This window comes from Streptomyces sp. NPDC090442, assembly GCF_044769405.1.
In the GTDB taxonomy this organism is placed as follows: Bacteria; Actinomycetota; Actinomycetes; order Streptomycetales; family Streptomycetaceae; genus Streptomyces.
Genome location: NZ_JBIVXW010000077.1, coordinates 1 through 16,705, shown reverse-complemented (window position 1 = coordinate 16,705; position 16,705 = coordinate 1). Strand labels below are relative to the sequence as shown.

General features: G+C 71.6%; 17 protein-coding genes. 9 read left to right on the top strand and 8 right to left on the bottom strand.

Features of this window, described 5'->3' with window-relative positions; all coding sequences use genetic code 11:
• The first annotated feature begins 69 nt into the window (after positions 1-69).
• On the top strand, positions 70-1,959 hold the full coding sequence (locus ACIQU6_RS36605; protein WP_403486052.1) for an FUSC family protein: 1,890 nt from the start codon (positions 70-72) through the stop codon (positions 1,957-1,959).
• A 118-nt stretch (positions 1,960-2,077) separates the two neighbouring features.
• Positions 2,078-2,584, top strand: coding sequence for a MarR family winged helix-turn-helix transcriptional regulator (locus ACIQU6_RS36600; protein ID WP_403486051.1), 507 nt, complete (start codon positions 2,078-2,080; stop codon positions 2,582-2,584).
• Between the two features lie 111 nt (positions 2,585-2,695).
• Here ACIQU6_RS36600 and ACIQU6_RS36595 read toward each other — a convergent pair whose 3' ends face one another.
• Both ACIQU6_RS36595 and ACIQU6_RS36590 read right to left on the bottom strand, forming a co-directional pair.
• On the bottom strand, positions 2,696-3,022 hold the full coding sequence (locus ACIQU6_RS36595; RefSeq protein ID WP_403486050.1) for a hypothetical protein: 327 nt from the start codon (positions 3,020-3,022) through the stop codon (positions 2,696-2,698).
• Positions 3,023-3,352: 330 nt separating this feature from the next.
• The gene (locus ACIQU6_RS36590) at positions 3,353-3,982 is read right to left on the bottom strand and encodes a TetR/AcrR family transcriptional regulator (protein WP_403486049.1); all 630 of its coding nucleotides are present in this window, start codon (positions 3,980-3,982) and stop codon (positions 3,353-3,355) included.
• Between the two features lie 160 nt (positions 3,983-4,142).
• Between ACIQU6_RS36590 and ACIQU6_RS36585 the strand changes: the two genes are divergently transcribed.
• The 3 genes from ACIQU6_RS36585 (at position 4,143) to ACIQU6_RS36575 (ending at position 6,765) form a co-directional block, all read left to right on the top strand.
• Positions 4,143-4,661 carry a PH domain-containing protein gene (locus ACIQU6_RS36585; protein WP_376562689.1) on the top strand — a complete coding sequence of 173 codons (519 nt, stop codon included), beginning with the start codon at positions 4,143-4,145 and terminating at the stop codon, positions 4,659-4,661.
• Positions 4,658-6,250 carry a PH domain-containing protein gene (locus tag ACIQU6_RS36580; RefSeq protein ID WP_403486048.1) on the top strand — a complete coding sequence of 531 codons (1,593 nt, stop codon included), beginning with the start codon at positions 4,658-4,660 and terminating at the stop codon, positions 6,248-6,250. The genes ACIQU6_RS36585 and ACIQU6_RS36580 overlap by 4 nt, the downstream gene beginning before the upstream one ends.
• Before the next feature lie 104 nt (positions 6,251-6,354).
• Positions 6,355-6,765, top strand: coding sequence for an SsgA family sporulation/cell division regulator (locus ACIQU6_RS36575; protein WP_403486047.1), 411 nt, complete (start codon positions 6,355-6,357; stop codon positions 6,763-6,765).
• A gap of 74 nt (positions 6,766-6,839) precedes the next feature.
• Here the strand turns inward: ACIQU6_RS36575 and ACIQU6_RS36570 are convergent, their stop codons facing one another.
• On the bottom strand, positions 6,840-7,619 hold the full coding sequence (locus tag ACIQU6_RS36570; RefSeq protein WP_403486046.1) for a polysaccharide deacetylase family protein: 780 nt from the start codon (positions 7,617-7,619) through the stop codon (positions 6,840-6,842).
• A gap of 156 nt (positions 7,620-7,775) precedes the next feature.
• On the opposite strand from ACIQU6_RS36570, the gene ACIQU6_RS36565 reads away from it, so the two are divergent.
• From ACIQU6_RS36565 to ACIQU6_RS36550, 4 genes are all read left to right on the top strand, one after another.
• The gene (locus ACIQU6_RS36565; protein WP_274912338.1) at positions 7,776-8,480 is read left to right on the top strand and encodes a response regulator transcription factor; all 705 of its coding nucleotides are present in this window, start codon (positions 7,776-7,778) and stop codon (positions 8,478-8,480) included.
• A complete protein-coding gene (locus tag ACIQU6_RS36560) occupies positions 8,477-10,039 on the top strand; it encodes an ATP-binding protein (protein ID WP_403486045.1) in 1,563 nt (520 codons plus the stop codon). Before ACIQU6_RS36565 ends, ACIQU6_RS36560 begins: the two co-directional genes overlap by 4 nt.
• Positions 10,036-10,626 carry a hypothetical protein gene (locus tag ACIQU6_RS36555; protein ID WP_403486044.1) on the top strand — a complete coding sequence of 197 codons (591 nt, stop codon included), beginning with the start codon at positions 10,036-10,038 and terminating at the stop codon, positions 10,624-10,626. Before ACIQU6_RS36560 ends, ACIQU6_RS36555 begins: the two co-directional genes overlap by 4 nt.
• 87 nt (positions 10,627-10,713) lie before the next feature.
• Positions 10,714-11,115: a DUF1992 domain-containing protein gene (locus ACIQU6_RS36550; RefSeq protein WP_403486043.1), complete on the top strand. Its 402-nt coding sequence runs from the start codon at positions 10,714-10,716 to the stop codon at positions 11,113-11,115.
• Positions 11,116-11,176: 61 nt separating this feature from the next.
• On the opposite strand, the gene ACIQU6_RS36545 is transcribed toward ACIQU6_RS36550, so the two are convergent.
• The 5 genes from ACIQU6_RS36545 to ACIQU6_RS36525 are packed head-to-tail and all read right to left on the bottom strand — an operon-like array spanning position 11,177 to position 16,298.
• Positions 11,177-11,449 (bottom strand): helix-turn-helix transcriptional regulator, encoded by a 273-nt coding sequence (locus ACIQU6_RS36545; protein ID WP_403486042.1) that lies wholly within the window; start codon positions 11,447-11,449, stop codon positions 11,177-11,179.
• A complete protein-coding gene (locus ACIQU6_RS36540; protein ID WP_403486041.1) occupies positions 11,446-12,210 on the bottom strand; it encodes a hypothetical protein in 765 nt (254 codons plus the stop codon). Before ACIQU6_RS36540 ends, ACIQU6_RS36545 begins: the two co-directional genes overlap by 4 nt.
• Positions 12,170-13,507 carry a hypothetical protein gene (locus ACIQU6_RS36535; RefSeq protein WP_403486040.1) on the bottom strand — a complete coding sequence of 446 codons (1,338 nt, stop codon included), beginning with the start codon at positions 13,505-13,507 and terminating at the stop codon, positions 12,170-12,172. The genes ACIQU6_RS36540 and ACIQU6_RS36535 overlap by 41 nt, the downstream gene beginning before the upstream one ends.
• Entirely contained in the window at positions 13,504-15,489 is a 1,986-nt protein-coding gene (locus ACIQU6_RS36530) for a hypothetical protein (protein ID WP_403486039.1), read from the bottom strand. The genes ACIQU6_RS36535 and ACIQU6_RS36530 overlap by 4 nt, the downstream gene beginning before the upstream one ends.
• On the bottom strand, positions 15,486-16,298 hold the full coding sequence (locus ACIQU6_RS36525; RefSeq protein ID WP_403486038.1) for a toll/interleukin-1 receptor domain-containing protein: 813 nt from the start codon (positions 16,296-16,298) through the stop codon (positions 15,486-15,488). The genes ACIQU6_RS36530 and ACIQU6_RS36525 overlap by 4 nt, the downstream gene beginning before the upstream one ends.
• Between the last annotated feature and the right edge of the window lie 407 nt (positions 16,299-16,705).

The following is a 16,705-nucleotide window of genomic DNA, read 5'->3' as shown; positions in this document are numbered from 1 at the left end:
GGGGCGGGGGCCGTGCGGGTTCGGGCGTTGCCGGTGCGCAGCACGGTGCGATTGCGGCGGCCCGTTGACATGTGGCACAAGCCGGCGCTGAGTGCGGTGGTGGCGTTGGGCGTGCCGGATCTGGTGCTGTTGGGGTTGGGGCGGCTGGATCTGGTGCTCTACACGTCGGCGGGGGCGATGTGCGCGCTGTACGCGCACGGTCTGCCGTACGCGGCGCGGGCCCGGGCGTTGTCGTGGGTGGTGCTCGGGATGGTGGCGAGCCTGGCCGTCGCGCTGACCGCGGCGTCGTTGGTCACCTCGGCCGCGGTGTTGGTGGTGCTGGCGTCGCTGGTCGCCGCGGTGCACAAGATGGTGTGCGACGCGTCGCGGATCGGTCCGCCGGGGAATCTGATCCTGACGTTCATCGCGGCCTCGGCGTTCTTCGTGCCGCAGCGGCCGGCGGACGTGTTGCCGCATGCGGGGCTGGCGTTGGCCACGGGGGCGTTCGCGTGGCTGGTGTGCATGGCGCCGGCGCTGGTGCGGCCGCGGGGGCCGGAACGGATCGCCACCGCGCGGGCGTTGGAGGCCGCCGCCGGACTGTTGCGGGCGCGGGCGGAGGCTGAGGCCGGCGGTGCCTCGTCGACCGCTGGCGCGGAGCCGGCAGGGGTGGCGCATGCCCGGCATGCCACCGCGGCCGCGGTGAACGCGGCCTGGCACACGTTGTTCCTGGTCCCGGCGCGTACGCCGGAGAAGGCGGCGACCCGGGCGGGGTGGGAACGGCTGCTGGTGCGGGCGGAGTCGGCGTTGGGCGGCACCCCGCCGGACCCGGCTGCGGAGGGCGGCCGACTCAGCGGCTGGGCGCGGGAGTTGCGCGGCGGGCGGCCGCTGCCGGAGGTGACGCTCACCGCAGCGGAGGCCGCCGAACTGGCGGGCGTGGCCTGGGAGTCGGGGGTGGCGCTGGAGCCCGGCATGGCGTTGGAGGCCGGTAGCGGGCCCGGGCTCCGGCGTCCGACACCGGACCGGACGCGGGGCGTGCGGGCGGTGGTCGGCCGGCTCCGGCCCGGGTCCCCGTTGCTGCCCATCGGGGCGCGGGTCGCGGTGGGTTGCGTCCTGGCCGGCTGGGCCTCGATGGCCGTGGGGGTCGGGCATCCGTACTGGGCCGTGGTGACCGCGGCCTCGATCTACCAGGCCAACACCACGCTCTCCTGGCAGCGCGCGTTCCAACGCACCCTCGGCAACCTGCTCGGGTTGGCGCTGTTCACCGTGGTGCTGCCGGTGACCCACACGGGGCACGTCGCGATGGTGGTGATGGCGCTGGCGTTCCAACTCGGCGCGGAGGCCATGATCAGCCGGAACTACTGGCTGGGGTCGGTGTGCGTGACGCCGATGGCGCTGCTGCTGACGGAGTTCGGCCGGCCGATGCCGGCCGGGACGCTGATCGCCGACCGGTGGCTGGACACCGTGGTGGGCGCGGCGGTCGGGCTGGTGTGCTGCGTACTGGTCACCAACCGGCGGGCCGCGGACCGGATCGATCTGGCGCTGGCCGGGGTCGCCCGGGCCGAGGAGGCGGCCTCCCGACTGCTGGCGGCGGGCGCTGCCGGGCGGTTGCCGGGCACGGTGGCGGGCTCGGGGGTGGGCTCGGGGATGGGGACCGGGACAGCGGGGGCCGGGCCGCTACCGAGGCCGGACGGCTTCGGGCCGCGACCGGTGCCGGCCGACGCCGCCCCACTCCCCAGGCCGACCCACTCACCTCACACCCCTCCCCCATCCCCGACCCCCGACGCCCCGCGCGAGGCAGGCTGGGCGCGGGATCGACTGGCCGGCTCGCTCGTCGAGTTGCGGGAGGCGGTCGAGGTGGCGTCCGGCGAGTGGTGGCAGCGGGCGCTTCCCGAGGAGCGGATCGCCCACGCCGAGCAGCAGGGGCACCGGACGCTGGCGGCTCTGGTCCGGCGGCTGTCCGCGCCGGCACTGGCCGCCTGACGGCCTCCTCAGCCCCTGGACCCCCGTGCCCCCTCGGCGCGCCGCCGGGCAGGCACAATTGAGTGCGGTGAGCGACCGGGATTCCGGCCGGACGGACGGGGCCGAGAGGAGAGTGCGGGTGACCGAGGACATCGTCGCGCGGGTGATGCGCCAGTGGCAGCAGGTGCACCCGGGGCTGGACACCGGCCCGATGGCGGTGATCGGGCGGCTCAACCGCTGCTCCGCACTGTTCCAGCAGGCGGCCGACGCACCGTTGCGGCGGGCGGGGCTGACCCGGCCCGAGTTCGACGTCCTTGCCACGCTGCGGCGGATGGGCCGCGAGCTGACCCCGGGCCGGGTGGCGCGGGAGACCTTCGCTTCGGGGGCGGCGGTCACCAAACGCGTCCGGCAGTTGGAGCAGCGCGGGCTGCTCCGCCGTCGGCCGGACGACCGCGACCGGCGGGTCACCCACCTCTCGCTCACGGACGAGGGACGGGAGATCATCGACCGGTTGCTGCCCGAGCAACTGCGGTACGAGGCGGCCCTGTTGGAGGGGATCGGCGAGCGGCGCCAGGAGGAACTGTCCACGGCACTGGGCGAGTTGCTGGTGGTACTGGAGGGCCGGCTGGCCGGCCTCATGGATTGATCGGATCGAACCGATCAGTCGGGTGGCCGGTCGAGTCGGTCGGGTCGACTGGACCGAGTGGGGGCGAGAGGTCATCTGATGCATCGTCACCAAGCCCGTTGATGCCCCTCGTTACTCCACCGGGAACGGCTCGTCGCTCCAGCGGAACCACGCCGCGTCGTCCTCGATGTGCAGCAGGAACTCCGCCACCGGGCCGGCGGGGGCGACCAGCCGGACGCCGTCGCTGGCGCGGGCGTAGGCGTCCTCCCAGGCGGCCAGGTCCTCGTCGAGGGTGTCGATGAGCGACAGCTCCCGGGCGAAGTGCGGCTCCAGTTCGGCGAAGGCCGGACCGGGGGTGAAACGGCCGTTCAGCCAGGGGAAGCCCGCCTCGGTGATGGTGATCTCACCGACCACGTCCGCACCCCGTTCCACCCGCCAGGTCTCCCCGATGTACGGCATTGCCGCCTCCCCTTGGTCGTGCTGGTGACGCGCGGAACCCGCCCCACCGGGCTGCGGCGGGGCGGGTTCCGCGCGACGGTCGGACGACAGGATGGCAGAGCGCGCGTACGGGCCGAGCCGGATGGCGGGAAAGCGCGGAAAGCCGGCCGACGGGCGAGTTGACGTCACGTCAGCGGAGGCGTCAGGGGCGGCGCCAGGGCTCGCCGTCAGGGCGCAGGGAGGACGGCGAACGGCTCGGGGGGCGCGCCCCAGCCGGCGCTTCGAAGCGCGCGGCGCGACACTGAGCCGGCAGGCGGCACTCTCACGCCCCTCCCTCGCGCCCTCCCCACGTCACTCCGCCACGCCCCCCGCGGCGTCGCCCCCCGCGCCAAACAACCGCCCCAGATGCCGGTCCAACAGTTCCAGGGCCTTCTCCGGTTCGTGGACGCCCAGCAGCACGTAGGACCCCAGCCCATCGGTGAGGCTGATCAGCAGCAGGGCCTCGTCCTCGGTGGCGCGCTCGGGCGGGAGTTCGCCGCGGGCGGCGGCCAGGCGTAGCTGGTCGGCGAAGAAGTCGCGGAGCTTGGGGATGCCGTCGCGGGCCTCCGCGCCGAGGGCGGGGTCGTGGACGGCGCGGGAGTAGTAGGCGGCGGCGACGAGGAGGCCGGCGCGGCTCTCCGGATCGAGCGGGAGCATCCCGGCGCAGCAGGCGCGCAGGACGGTGCGCGGCGTGGGCTCCTCCGCCAGGGCCTCGATGCGCCGCCGGATGCGTTCGGTGGCCATCTGGTTGATATGGCGCAGGGCGAACAGCAGCAGTTCGTCCTTGGTGCGGAAGTAGTGCTGGATGCGGCCGAGGGAGATGCCGGCCTCGGCGGCGACGTCGCGCAGGCTGACCCCGTCCACACCCCGGGTGTTCGCGAGCCGGAAGAGCGCCGCGGAGATCTCCTGACGCCTGGCTTCGTGATCCACCTTTTTCGGCACGGGCGGCGTCCTTTCTGCTGTACGGCTCTTTCGGTCCGGCGCTCCGGTCCGCGGCGCCCACTCCCGGCGGTGCCGCTGACCGGCCGACTTTTACAAGTCGCCCGTACCGTTATAACGTACCGCCTCACAATACGTTTGACTTGGAAAACGGTGAACCCTCATGCCCGAGCACGCCGCACCGCTCCTGCGACCGCCTCGCCACCGCGTCGATCCGCGCGCCCGCAGTTGGTGGCGGCTCCAGGCGCTGCTCGCGCTCAGCGGTCCGATGCTGCTGACCGCGCTGGTGCTGGCGGCACTGTCGCTGCTCTTCTTCCCGGGCGCGCTGCCGTGGCTGGGGCCGCTGTTGCTGGTCGTGCTGGTGTTGCCGGCGGTGGGCTATCTCGCGGTGATGCCGCGGATGCGGTACGCGGTGCACGCCTGGGAGTTGGGCGAGCGCGCGGTCTACGCGGCGGGCGGCTGGTTCTGGCAGAAGCGGCGGATCGCCCCGCTGTCGCGGGTGCAGACCGTGGACACCGTGCGCGGTCCGATACAGCGGCGGTACGGGCTGGCGACGGTGGTGGTCACCACCGCCTCGACCGCCGGCGACATCAAGATCGCCGGGCTGTCGGACGCGGACGCGGAGGAGCTGTCCCGCCGGATCGGCGAGGTCGCGCAGGACGTGCCGGGGGATGCCGCATGAGCGGGTACGGGGCCGCGGACGGCATCGGGCCGGGCGGCGGCGCGGCCGACGTCGGGGAGCAGGGAGCGGGCGGGTGGCGGCGGTTGAGCCCGCGCACCCTGGTGGTGCACTGCGGGTGGCTCGGTGCGCCGCTGGGGTCGTTGGCGCTGACCGCGCTGGCCACCGGCGGCCGGATCACCGCCGGCGCGTGGTTCACCCTGGGCGCGATCGCGGCGGCGTTCGCGGTGGTCACGGTGGCCGCGCTGATCCGTTGGGCGCGCACCGACTTCCGGGTCACCGGCGAGAGCCTGGACGTGCGCAGCGGGTTGTTCACCCGGCGGCTGCGGAGCGTGCCACTGCACCGGGTGCGCACCGTCGATCTGACCGCCTCGCCGCTGCACCGGCTGCTGGGCGTCACGGTGCTGCGGGCCGGCACGGCGGGCTCCCGGGACGGCGGCGGCGAACTGGCGCTGGACGCCCTGCCGGTGGCCGAGGGCGAGCGGCTGCGCGTCGAGCTGCTGGCCCGCGCGGCCACCGGGGCGGGCACCGAGGATCCGGTGCTGGCCCGGGTCAGTTGGCGCTGGCTGCGGTACGCGCCGCTCACCTTCTGGGTCGTCGGCGGGGTGTTCGTGGCGGGCGGCTCGGCCTACCGGGTGCTGCACGAGATCGGCATCGAGCCGTGGAAACTCGGCTTCGTGCGGCGGGCGTTCGCGGAGTTCGGCAACGGGATGCTGTGGCTGACCGTACCGGCGGCGCTGCTGGCGGTGATCGCGCTCGGCTCGGTGGGCGCGGTCGTCCTCTACGTCGAGAACTGGTGGAACTACCGCCTGGAGTGGGCCGACGCCGGCTCGTTGCGGGTGCACCGGGGGCTGTTGACCACCCGCTCGGTGACCGTCGAACGCGCCCGGCTGCGCGGCGTGGTGCTGTGCGAGCCGCTGCTGCTGCGGGCCGGTGGCGGGGCGACGGTGCGCGCGGTGGCCGGCGGGCTGGGCAACAGGGAGGAGAACCGCAAGCGCAGCGGACTGCTGCCGCCGGCACCCCGACGGGAGGCGGTCCGGGTGGCCGGCGGAACGCTCCAATCCGCCTTCCCCGACGCCGCGTTGGCGCGCCACCCCGGGGTGGCGCTGACCCCGCATCCGCGGGTCGCGCTGCGCCGCCGGCGGGTGCGCGGGCTGCTGTTCGCGGTGGTGCCGGGCACCGCGCTGCTGGCCGGCCTCGGGGCGGCGTTCACCCCGGTCCTGCTGCACGCCGCCTGGATCTACGCGGTACTGACGACGCCGGTGGTGCTGTGGCTGGCCCGGGACGCGTACCGGAACCTTGGGCACGGGATCGCCGGGCGCCATCTGGTCGTCCGCTCGGGGACGTTCAGCCGGGACACCGTGGCACTGCGGCGCGAGGCGGTGGCCGCCTGGACGTTCACCACCTCGCCGTTCACCCGGCGGGCCGGGCTGGTCACGCTCACCGCGGCGGTGGCGGCGGGCGAGGAGGGCTACCGCATCCCGGACCTCGCGGAGGGGGCGGCGCCCGGCTTCGCGGCGTCGGCGGCCCCCGGCATCTTGGAGGAATTCCTCATCTCCCCGCGGCGGGACGGTTCGACGGCGTCGACATGACGCAGATCACACCCCCGCCGTATGCACGGCGGAGCCGGGCAGACCGTCCTACAGGCTGACCGCGCCCGCGTTCCGCGGGCCGACCAGCCGTGAGGAGCCGCGCGATGCACCCCGCCATCGACCAAGCCGTCCAGGTCCGTCTCCTCGCGACCTCCGTCGGCGAAGCGGTGCCCGCGGTGCTGCACTACCGGCGGTCGGATCCGCTGGCCGTGCGGATGACCTTCCCCCCGGAGATCTCGCTCGACGGCGCCGCGGTGGACTGGGCGTTCGCCCGGGACCTGCTCGCCGAGGGGCTGCGGACCGCCGCCGGGCGGGGCGATGTGCGGATCCGGCCGTCGGGCCCGGAGCGCGTCCTGATGGAGTTCCACGCCGACGAGGGCATCGCCATGGTGCAGTTGCGGACCGCGGACGTCCGGCGGTTCCTGGCCCGCTCGTACGAGGCGGTGCCGGCCGGGCGGGAGCACGAGTACCTGGGCGTGGAGCGGGAGTTGGCGGAGCTGTTCGGCGCGGCATGAGGCGCGCGGGGCGACGGAACGACGAACGGGCCGGTGGTGACCGGCCCGTTCGGCTGCTCGCGGGAGGGCGTCGGCTACCGCTGCGGGAAGCCGAAGCCGTAGCCCTGCTGCTTCATCCACGGCAGCAGGTGCTTGAGCGACTCGACGGTGCGGGCGCGGTTGCCGCCGCCGTCGTGGAAGAGGACGGTGGGGCCGTTGCGGAGCTCGCCGCGGACGGTGGACTCTATCGTCGCGACGCTGCCGCCCTCGAAGTCCTTGCTGTCCACGTTCCAGCCGAGCGGGCGCATGCCGTGCTCGGCGGCCAGCTTGCGGCTGAAGGGGGTGAAGGCGCCGCCGGGGGCGCGGTAGTACTCGACCTTGGCGCCGCCGGCCGCGTCCTCGATCATCTTCTGGGCGTCGAGTATCTGTTGGGACTGGTAGTCCTCGGACCGGTGGTCCATGGCGGTGTTGTGGTTGACGGTGTGATTGCAGAGCCGGTGGCCTTCGGCCACCACCTTCTTGACGAGGGCGGGGTGCTCCGCGGCCTGCGGGCCGATCATGCAGAAGGTCGCCTTGACGCCGTTCTCCTTGAGGACCTCCAGGACCTTCGGGGTCCAGGTCGGGTCCGGGCCGTCGTCGATGGTGATGTTGAGGCTGCGGCCGGGGCGGTCCGAGGCGTGCACGATGGACGGGTCGACCGGTGCGGTGCGCGGCGGTTGGGCGGGCTTCTTCGCCGGGGGAACGTCGGCCTCGGCACTGGGCTGGAGGAGCGCGAACGCCCCCACCGCCGCCGCTGAGGCCACCGCCGCGGTGGCCACGCCGATGATGCCGCTCTCTATCCCGAAGCGCCGTCCCCTGCCGAAGCGCCCTGCCATGTCGAACCCGCCCCTCGTTGTACTGCGATGCTGTGTCTGCCGGCGGCTTGTGTGCCCCATAAGCACGGACGCCGCTCGCACCCCCACAGATGCACAGGACTCGGGACAGGCTGCTCCTGTTACGGATCCATCATGAAACTTATTGATACTGGACCCATGCCACGTGTACTTCTGATCGAGGACGACGCTGCCGTGCGCGACGGAGTGTCCCTCGCCCTGCGGCGGCGCGGCCATGAAGTCGCGGCCGCGGCCAGCGGCGAGGAGGGCCTGGCGGCGCTGCCGGCCTTCCGCCCGGACATCGTACTGCTGGACCTGATGCTGCCCGGCAAGGACGGTTTCGAGATCTGCCGGCTCATCCGGGCCGAGCGCCAGTTGCCGATCATCATGCTCACCGCCCGCGGCGACGACCTCGACGTGGTCCTCGGACTGGAGGCCGGGGCCGACGACTACATCGTCAAGCCGGCCCGCGGCGAGGTGTTGGAGGCCCGTATCCGGGCGGTGCTGCGGCGCACCGCGCTGCCCGCCGACGGCGCCCCGGCCACCGAGCCGGGGCCCGCGCCCGTGGAGACCTACGGCGAACTGGCCATCGACCGGGCCGGACTGGTCGTCAGCAAGGGCGGCAAGGACCTGGCGCTGGCGCCGTCCGAGATGAAGCTGCTGCTGTTCCTCTCCGCCACCCCGGGCCAGGTCTTCAGCCGCCAACAACTGCTTGAGCACGTCTGGGAGCACAGTTACCACGGCGACGCGCGGCTGGTGGACGCCTGCGTGATGCGGCTGCGGACGAAGATAGAGGACACCCCGCGCTCGCCCCGGTACGTCCAGACCGTGCGGGGCTTCGGTTACCGCTTCGGACCACTGTGAGCCGCCTGCGCCGCCTGCTGTCGGGTGCCTCCGCGGTGCGCGGGCTGCGCGCCCGGCTCGTGGTGGCGTTCCTCCTGGTGGCCGCGGTCAGCGCGCTGACCACCGCCGGCCTGACCTACCGCGAGGCGCGGAACGCGATCCTCCAGCGGTCCCAGGACACCGCCGTCAACGACCTGCGGGCGCAGATCAATTCGCTGGCGCCGGAGCTGGCGGTGCCGCCGTCCCGGTCCGACCTGGACTTCTTCCGGGTGCAACTGGAGCGCTCCGGCAAGTCCCGGGACTGGGACATCTCGGTGCACTACAACGGCGTCCCGGACAGCGACGAGGGCGGGCTGCGGCGCGACATGGTGGTGCCGGCCGGCTTCAAGTCGTCGGTGGAGAAGCGCCGGGTGCCGGCCTTCCAGCGCATCGACCGGGACGGCTCGCCCTGGCTGCTGATCGGGATGCCGGTGCGGCAGACCGACAACACGGCCTCCCCCCTGACCGTCTACGCCCAACTGCCGCTGCGCGCCGAGGAGGCCAACGTCGAGGCGCTGGTGAGCGCGGCGCGCGGCGGGGCGCTGCCGGCGTTCGCGCTGGCGGTGATCCTGCCGCTGATCGCCGCGCGCGGGGTGCTGCGCCCGGTCCGCGGGCTGCGGCAGGCGGCCGGGAGGATCGCCGAGGGCAAGCTGGACACCCGGCTGGAGGTGAAGGGCGCCGACGAACTCGCCGATCTGTCGCGGACGTTCAACGAGATGGCGGCGAAGCTGGAGGAGAGCATGGCGGAGCTGCGCCGCATGGAGGCCAATTCCCGGCGGTTCGCGGCCGATGTCTCGCACGAGCTGCGCACGCCCCTGGCGGCGATGTCCGCGGTCACCGACGTACTGGACGAGGACGCCGACTCGCTGGACCCGGACACCGCCTCCGCGGTCCGGCTGATCAGCCAGGAGACCGGGAAGCTGGCGCGGATGGTGGAGGACCTGATGGAGGTCTCGCGGTTCGACGCGGGCGCCGCCGCGCTCCACTTGGACGAGGTGGACGTCGCCGAGACGATCCGCAAGACCCTTCAGGCCCGCGCCTGGCAGCAGCGGGTGACCGCGGACCTGCCGGACGACGTCCGGGCCCGGCTCGACCCGCGCCGGCTCGACGTGGTGGTGGCCAACCTCGTGGGCAATGCGCTGCACCACGGCGGCGAGCCGGTCCGGGTGGTGCTGCACGCGCCGGAGCCGGGCGACGCCACGCTCCGCATCGAGATCCGCGACGCCGGCCCGGGGATAGATCCCGAGGTGCTGCCGCACGTCTTCGACCGCTTCTACAAGGCGGACTCGGCCCGCGCCCGGTCCGAGGGCAGCGGGCTGGGCCTGGCCATCGCCCAGGAGAACGTCCGGCTGCACGGCGGCGCGCTGCGCGCCGCCAACTCCCCCGAGGGCGGTGCGGTGTTCACCGTCGAGCTGCCGCTGCGCCACGAGGAGGCGCCGCCCGGCGAGACCGCCGACGAACCCGCCGCGCCCACGGACGCACCGGCCGACCCGCCCACCGACGATCCCGCCGGCCCGGGGAAGGGGACCGACACCGCATGACCGCCCGACGCCTGACCGCGCACCGCACCACCGCCCGCCTGGTCGCCCTGGCCGGGGTGCTCACCACGGCCCTGGCCGGCTGCGGCATCGAGCCCACCGACGTGATCGACGCCGGCGAACCGGCGTCCGGGGTGCGGGGCCCGGGCAAACCCCCGGCCGATGTGCAGCTCTTCTTCTACGGCCCGGACGGGCTGCACTCGGCGACCCGTCGGACGAAGGAGCCGCTGGAGCCGCAGGGCGCGCTCGACCTCCTGACGCAGGGGCCGAACCACGCCGAGCGGATGCGCGGACTCTCCAGCGTGGTGCCCAAGTTCCCCGCCCCGCTCACCGCCTCGACCGGGCAGGGCCGGGTCACCATCACCCTGCCGGTCAACGCCAAACTGGTGGACCCGGCCTCGCTGAACCAACTGGTGTGCACCGCCGCCAACGCCCGCGTCCCCGGGGGCAAGCCACCGGGCCTGGTGATGGTGACCCTGGTCGGCGAGGGCGTCCAGGTCGGCCCCATGGTGTGCGGCGGCAACAACGCCTTCCCGTTCGTCCAGCCGACCCCGCGGCCCGCCGAGAGCCTCGGCCCCGGGGACGGCTGACCGGCCGTCCCGGGCCCGGGCGGCCGGTGGCACTGCGCTACCGTGAAAGAGCGGGAACCGTCCGGCCACATCTCGGGAGGCCCCACGATGACCGAGCGCAAACCCCCCGGCGTCAGCTTCGAGAGCTGGGTCGACAAGCAGATCCGCGAATCGGCCGAGCAGGGCGCCTTCGAGCGCCTCCCCGGCTTCGGCAAGCCACTCCCCGCTCTCGACCGGCCCTACGACGAGACCTGGTGGATCAGGGACAAGATGCACCGGGAGCACCTCTCCTTCCTCCCGCCGAGCCTCGTCCTGCGCAAGGAGGCCGAGGACGCGCTGACGGCCGCCGCCGACGCCCCCACCGAGGCCGCCCTCCGCCGCATCCTCACGGACATCAACGACCGCATCCGGGCAGCCCTGGCCGCCCCCCAGGACGGCCCACCGCTGGGCCTCACCCCTTACGACATCGAGGAACACGCCCTCAAGTGGCGGGAGAGACACGGGGGTTGAGCGCCATGGCGGAGGAGCTCCCGCAGTCCACCCCGTCAAGCCCGCACGCATTCGGTCGGGTTTACTCCTGCCGTGCGTGAGTGGCACCCCGCTCCATGTCATCAGGGCGGATTCGGACGTCTTGGATTCCGAGGCCGCGCAGCAGGGCGTTCATGGTGACCATGTATCTGCGCCCCACCTTCTCCACGGCACAAGGGAACTCGCCTCGCCGGACCCTCCGATACGCCGTGGAACGGCTCATTCCGAACAGGCCGGCGGCGAAGACCAAGCTCACCGCGTCTGGCAGCCCGAACGCCTCGGAGAGAGTGATGGTGTCGTCGCTGCGCCGGGTCATCCCGCACCTCCCCAAGGCAGGTCGAGAGTCTCTTGCGCCCTCACAGATGCGGAATGCGCCCTCGGCAGGGCCTGCCGCCGGCGGGTCCGCAGGCGCCTCCGCTGGTCACGAACGTGGTCCATCAGTCCGAGGTGTTCGGCCAGGGCCCCCAACCGCTCGCCTTGGATCCGCTGCGCAAGGTCGGACGAAAGCCACGTCACCGGGATGACGTGGAACGTGTCCTGAGGTTTCGGCTCCGGGTCCCCTTGCAGACCGGCCGCCGGCGCCAGGCCCACTTCCTCCGTGGGTATCTCCGCGGCAGGCCGCCGGCCGACCCGCCACCCGGCGGCAAAGGCGTGCCTGATGAGCGCGGTCCCGACATCTGATTGCCGGTCCGGGTCGAGCGTGCGGAGGCCAGCAAGGAACCCCGCGACCATGGCCGAGTGGACGTCGGCGACTTCGGCCCGTAGCGACCGGGCAATGGTGCGGGAGCCGCGCGTCAACTGCGGAAGCACCATCCATAGGGTGATCACCGGCCATCGGCTCGCCATGCCGTCCTCCTCGGCATGCGCGAGCCGGACCAGACATGTCCACACCATGCGTCGCACTTCCTCATCGGCAGCCCAAGGGGACACCGCCGCCCTTGCGGCGAAAAGGTCGAGATGCTCGACCGGGTCGCAGGTGTCCGAGGCACGGTGCAGGCAGAGCCTCTCGTCCGCACAAACGCGACCCACCCATGTGTCAACGGAACTCATCAGGCCCATCGAACGGAGAGCGGTCATGGCTTCCTCTTCCTTCGGCTTCGGTATGGGTCACTGCGCCATCGTCGGCGCGCGACGTCTCTTCACTGCCCGAGCTCTCTTGGCCAGCCGGCGATTCCTCAGTAGCAGCCTCTGCGAATGGCGCCTGATACGGCGTCGCCCAAACCCTGCGATACGGCGCCTCGTTGCCACCGTCTGCGGCTCGGCGGACGGTGTCTGGGCCGTCATGCTGCTCCGTTGGTGTGTCGGCTGGCGCCTCGCCATCGGATCGGGGCTTCCGAAGCTCAGACAGGTAGGCGCGCAGCCGGGCACTGGTCACGGGGCTGCCCATGTTCTCCGCGACGCGTGCCATGCGGTCCAAGTAGGCGGCACGTTCGGCTGATCCCTCGGGGAAGTCGATCTCGTCCAACAACTCGGCGAACCGCTCCGCTCTCATCCCACCGGTGGGTGGCCTGCTCGGTGGCGGCACGTCCGGTGTGGCTGGATGACTGTGCCCGCCGGGCGGATCGGCCACCTCGTTGTCCTCGAAGGATGAGACGAGGTGTCGGAAGGAGTCAGGAAGTTCCAGATCGTTGGCGGCCGCCGAAAGACAGGCGAGCGGACCGATCATCTCCACCGCTCGTTCGACCTCTTCGTCGTGCCGGGCAAGCCACCACACGACCGCGCTGCCCGGGGACTTGAGCACCTCGCCTCCTATGTAGGCACGCTTGTTGCGCTCGTACTGGCGGCTGTGCTCCCAGGCCTCGACCGTCTTGCGGAGGCTCGCCTGCTCGGCGAGGCGTTCTCGGTCGGCCTCGGCCAGAGACAGCCGTACGTCGGTCGCGTAAGCGAGGACAAGACCCGAGTCGTCCTGTGCGGGCGCCCCGAGCATCGCGGCGAGTTGGTGTTCGCCCCAATCGCTCTCCCCTGGATGGGCGGAGGCCACGAAGGCTCGGGCACGCTGCAGGATCGCCGCGTTCGCCAAACCTGCCGGATTGGCGTGCAGGAAACCGTGGTGATGGGCCGTCATCCGCCACCACACCGTAGCGGACAGATGGAAGGAGTAGTCCGCGACCGCACTCGCGACCTGCACGCTGTCCAAGTACATCCACTGATACGGCTCGTCGCCAGGAGGGGGTGGCGGTGGAGGGGTGCCCTGTTGAGGCTGACCAACCGAGTCGACAGGTCGCTTCAGCAGGAACAGGGTGACCCCGGCCACGAGGGTGGGGAGCAAGATGCACAGCCACAGCGGCCACTGCATCAGACCGCCGAGGAGGACGAGCAGCAGGCAGCCCGCGAACCCCGAGGCCGCCGCCGTAGTCGCGTTATCGCGTTTCATGTGTGCGCTCCCGAATCCGGCACGCCGCCACCACTGGTGTCGACGCCCTGCGCGAGGTCGATCTTCTGGCAGAACTGATCGGCGGTCAGCGCCCGCGGCGTACCGCCGTCTGCGGCACCCAGGGAGTCGGCCGCTGCCCAGTCACAGGTGATGGCATACAGCCGGTTGAGCAGGCTGGTGTCGGTCGCCGCGGCTACTAGCAGCGCCTGAAGTCCGGAGGCCCAACTCCGGTCCGCATGGACAGTGGTGAGCCAACGGTGCACCAGTGGCGCCCAGTTGTCCGGCGTGCCGGCCACCATGACGGCGTGCCACGCGAGGGCCACCGTCGGCCAATGCGGGACGACGCGCAGTTCTGCCGGGTCCAGCGCGTCACGCAGGAGCGCCGTGCCGACCGCAGTCGGCTTACGGACCAGATGGTCGACGAGCTTCTGGTACGCACTTACGTTGCCCCGGGCCAGCTCAAGCAGTGCCGAACGGGCCGACCAGACTTGTCTGCCCGCGGTTCCCAAGGCCAGGTGGCGGAGCCGCACGAGGGCCTGGTCTAGATGAGTGGCAGCTAGCACCTGGTGGCAGACGTCGGTGAGTACCTCCGCAAGGTCGGGCGACAACCGTGGTCCGGTGGTCCACCGGTAGACGCGTGACCGGAACCTGCTGCCATGGCGATCATGGCTGAGCCCCAGTTCCAGCGCGGCCGCCGCCTCCGCGCGCAGCCGACCTGAGAGGTCCGGACTAGTCCACTCCTCGATCAAGCAACAGAGGTCGTCCGGCCGGTTGGCGGCAAGGGACTGCTCGGCGAACCTCGCCACGACATTCGTACGGTCCTCAGCTGCCAGTTCGGGAAGGAGCACCGCCTTGCCGACCCAGTCGCGCAGGCCTTCGCGCAGGTCCGGGAAGTTGTTCCAGAAGTGCGTCCGTACCGCTCCGTCATAGGCGAGTCGCTCGAACCCGACCCGACCACTCGGGTCACGTCTGATCTCCAGTGTGTTCAAGTGCTCACCGAGATCCGCCTGAGCCAGCCGCGGTGTCTCGTCGCGGTCGTGGTCGAGCACCTCCATTAGTAGGTAAGCACTCTGCAACACAGCATCGGCGGTCGCACCGTTGAACATGGCGGCGCTCAGCAGCAGGGCACGCTGGTGAGCGTCCCGATGGGCGGCCATCTGCCGGGCCACTGCACCGGCCCGGTCGGTCACTGCCGTGATGGCCTCGTCGAGCCAGTCGGGAACCGTGGTGCCGTACGCCCGGCTGTCACGGGCGCGGCGGACCAACTCGGCCAGCCAGGCCAACTCGCCCATGGGGGAACGCTGGAAGAGCTTGTGCAACCGCTCATCGTCGAATTGCTCGGGCGAGAACTCGACGCCCATGGTCTTCAGGTGGCGAGCGAAGACCCAGGCAGCGGGCGGTCTGCCGAGCCGTACGACGAGCGGTACAAGATCGGTGTCGAGCAGGTGGTCACGCCCGGCAGGAAGCACGACGACCAGTCGCGCTCCGCACTTCTCAACCGCCGATCGGTACTGTGCCAAGTTGCGCTGGGCCGAGGAGTACTCGGTGTCGGTCACGCCCGAGAGGTCGAGGAGGAACCGGTCGGCCGAAGAGGCGTCCAGGTCGTCATCCTCGTCGGTCACCGCGAGTTCCTCGAACCTTCCGGCGCCGGTGTCGAGGTGCTGGAGCAGCATCGTCGCCGCCGTTCGCCGCCCTGTCCCCACCCCGCCGTCGAGCAGCACCACCGCCCCGGGCGCGGTGAGCCGTTCGGCGGCAACCACCTGTCCCATCGGTGGCACGAAACACCTGCTGAGCTGAAGTCGGTGGTCTTGAACGATCCGCCATCGGTTGGTTCCCTTCCGCACCAGCCGTTCGGCGGAACCCATGACGTACCAGGCGTAGTTGTACTGCGCCCCGTCGCCCGTGTGGACCCGGCTGTGCGAGCCATCGACCCACGCGCCGTTCCAAGGCGCGCCTTCCTCGCCTTCGCCCTCGCTCGTCACTGCTCCTCACCCTCACCGTGCCGGGGCGCAGACGAGTGCTCGTTGCTCCCGGAGTTGTCTCCGGCTACATAACTGACCCCCATTCCATCGCCGGTGAACCGGGGACCGCTGGACTGGTCCCGCAGGTCGTACTGGTCCCCACTGCCGGTATGGAGCGGGCCTCGCGGTTCGCTGATGAAGGTCCCAGAGAAGTCACGGCCGACGTTGCCGATGCCACCCCGCTGCCGGGTGGTGACGGTGCGGGCCTGCACCTGGGTGCCTCGCACCTCGCCGGAGTGGTTACCGTGGCGCTCGGAGTCCACCGGTGCGTCATCGTTGTGCCGAGCGGCCTGGTCGGCCTGTGCCAACACCGGTACAAGTTGGGCGAGTTCATTTCCGATCCGTGCCAGGTCGGCTTCCGCATTGCGGTGGTCCAGCCGCCGGTACTGACAGTCGGCCAGGTGCCTCAACGCGGGCGGCAGCGCCTCCCGGGTGAGCCGGTCGGTACGGCCCACCAAGACCGGGATGACCTGGGCACCACTGCCGAACGCCTCCAGGATCTCGCGACGGATCCAATCCTTTGGGTCAGCGAGTGCGGGGCGGCCGTCCGATGTGCGTGCCTCCAGCCACCGTGGTCCGATCACGGCCAGCAAGACACTGCTGCGTCGTACGGCGGTGATCAGTTCCCGTGGGAAGGCTTGCCCTCCGGAGATCGACTTGCTGGCCCGGAAGATGCGTTCGCTACCGAAGCGGCGAGATAATTCTCGTTCGATAAGCGTCGCAGTCGCCTCCTCGTCCCCTGTGCGGTAATTGACGAAGACATCGGGCATGACTATTTCCTTTCGCTCATGAAGAGTGGATGTTCGAGCGGCGGTCTCCGCAGAATTGCGGCAACACACGTTGAGGACACCGGAGCGAACGCGAATGCGATCGCCGGGCAATCCAGGACAACTCGTCGGCCTCCTGTGTGCCGATCATCTAGATGACGGGGTCGCGCCGAGTGGCCCACCGGACCTGGTCAGCATTGAGCCGTATGCGACACGCGGATCAACGCAGGCTGCAGATCGCGGACGGCCCGGTGGCTCCGGAACCTGGACAGTTCCTTCGTCAGTCGGACGACGTCCGTGCGGACGGTCGCCGACGTTACGGGTCGCCCCACGATTGATGATCTTGCTCACGGTTGGGGACATGGAGTGGTTTCTATGAGTTGTCTGGGTTGTGATGACTCATCAGGCTC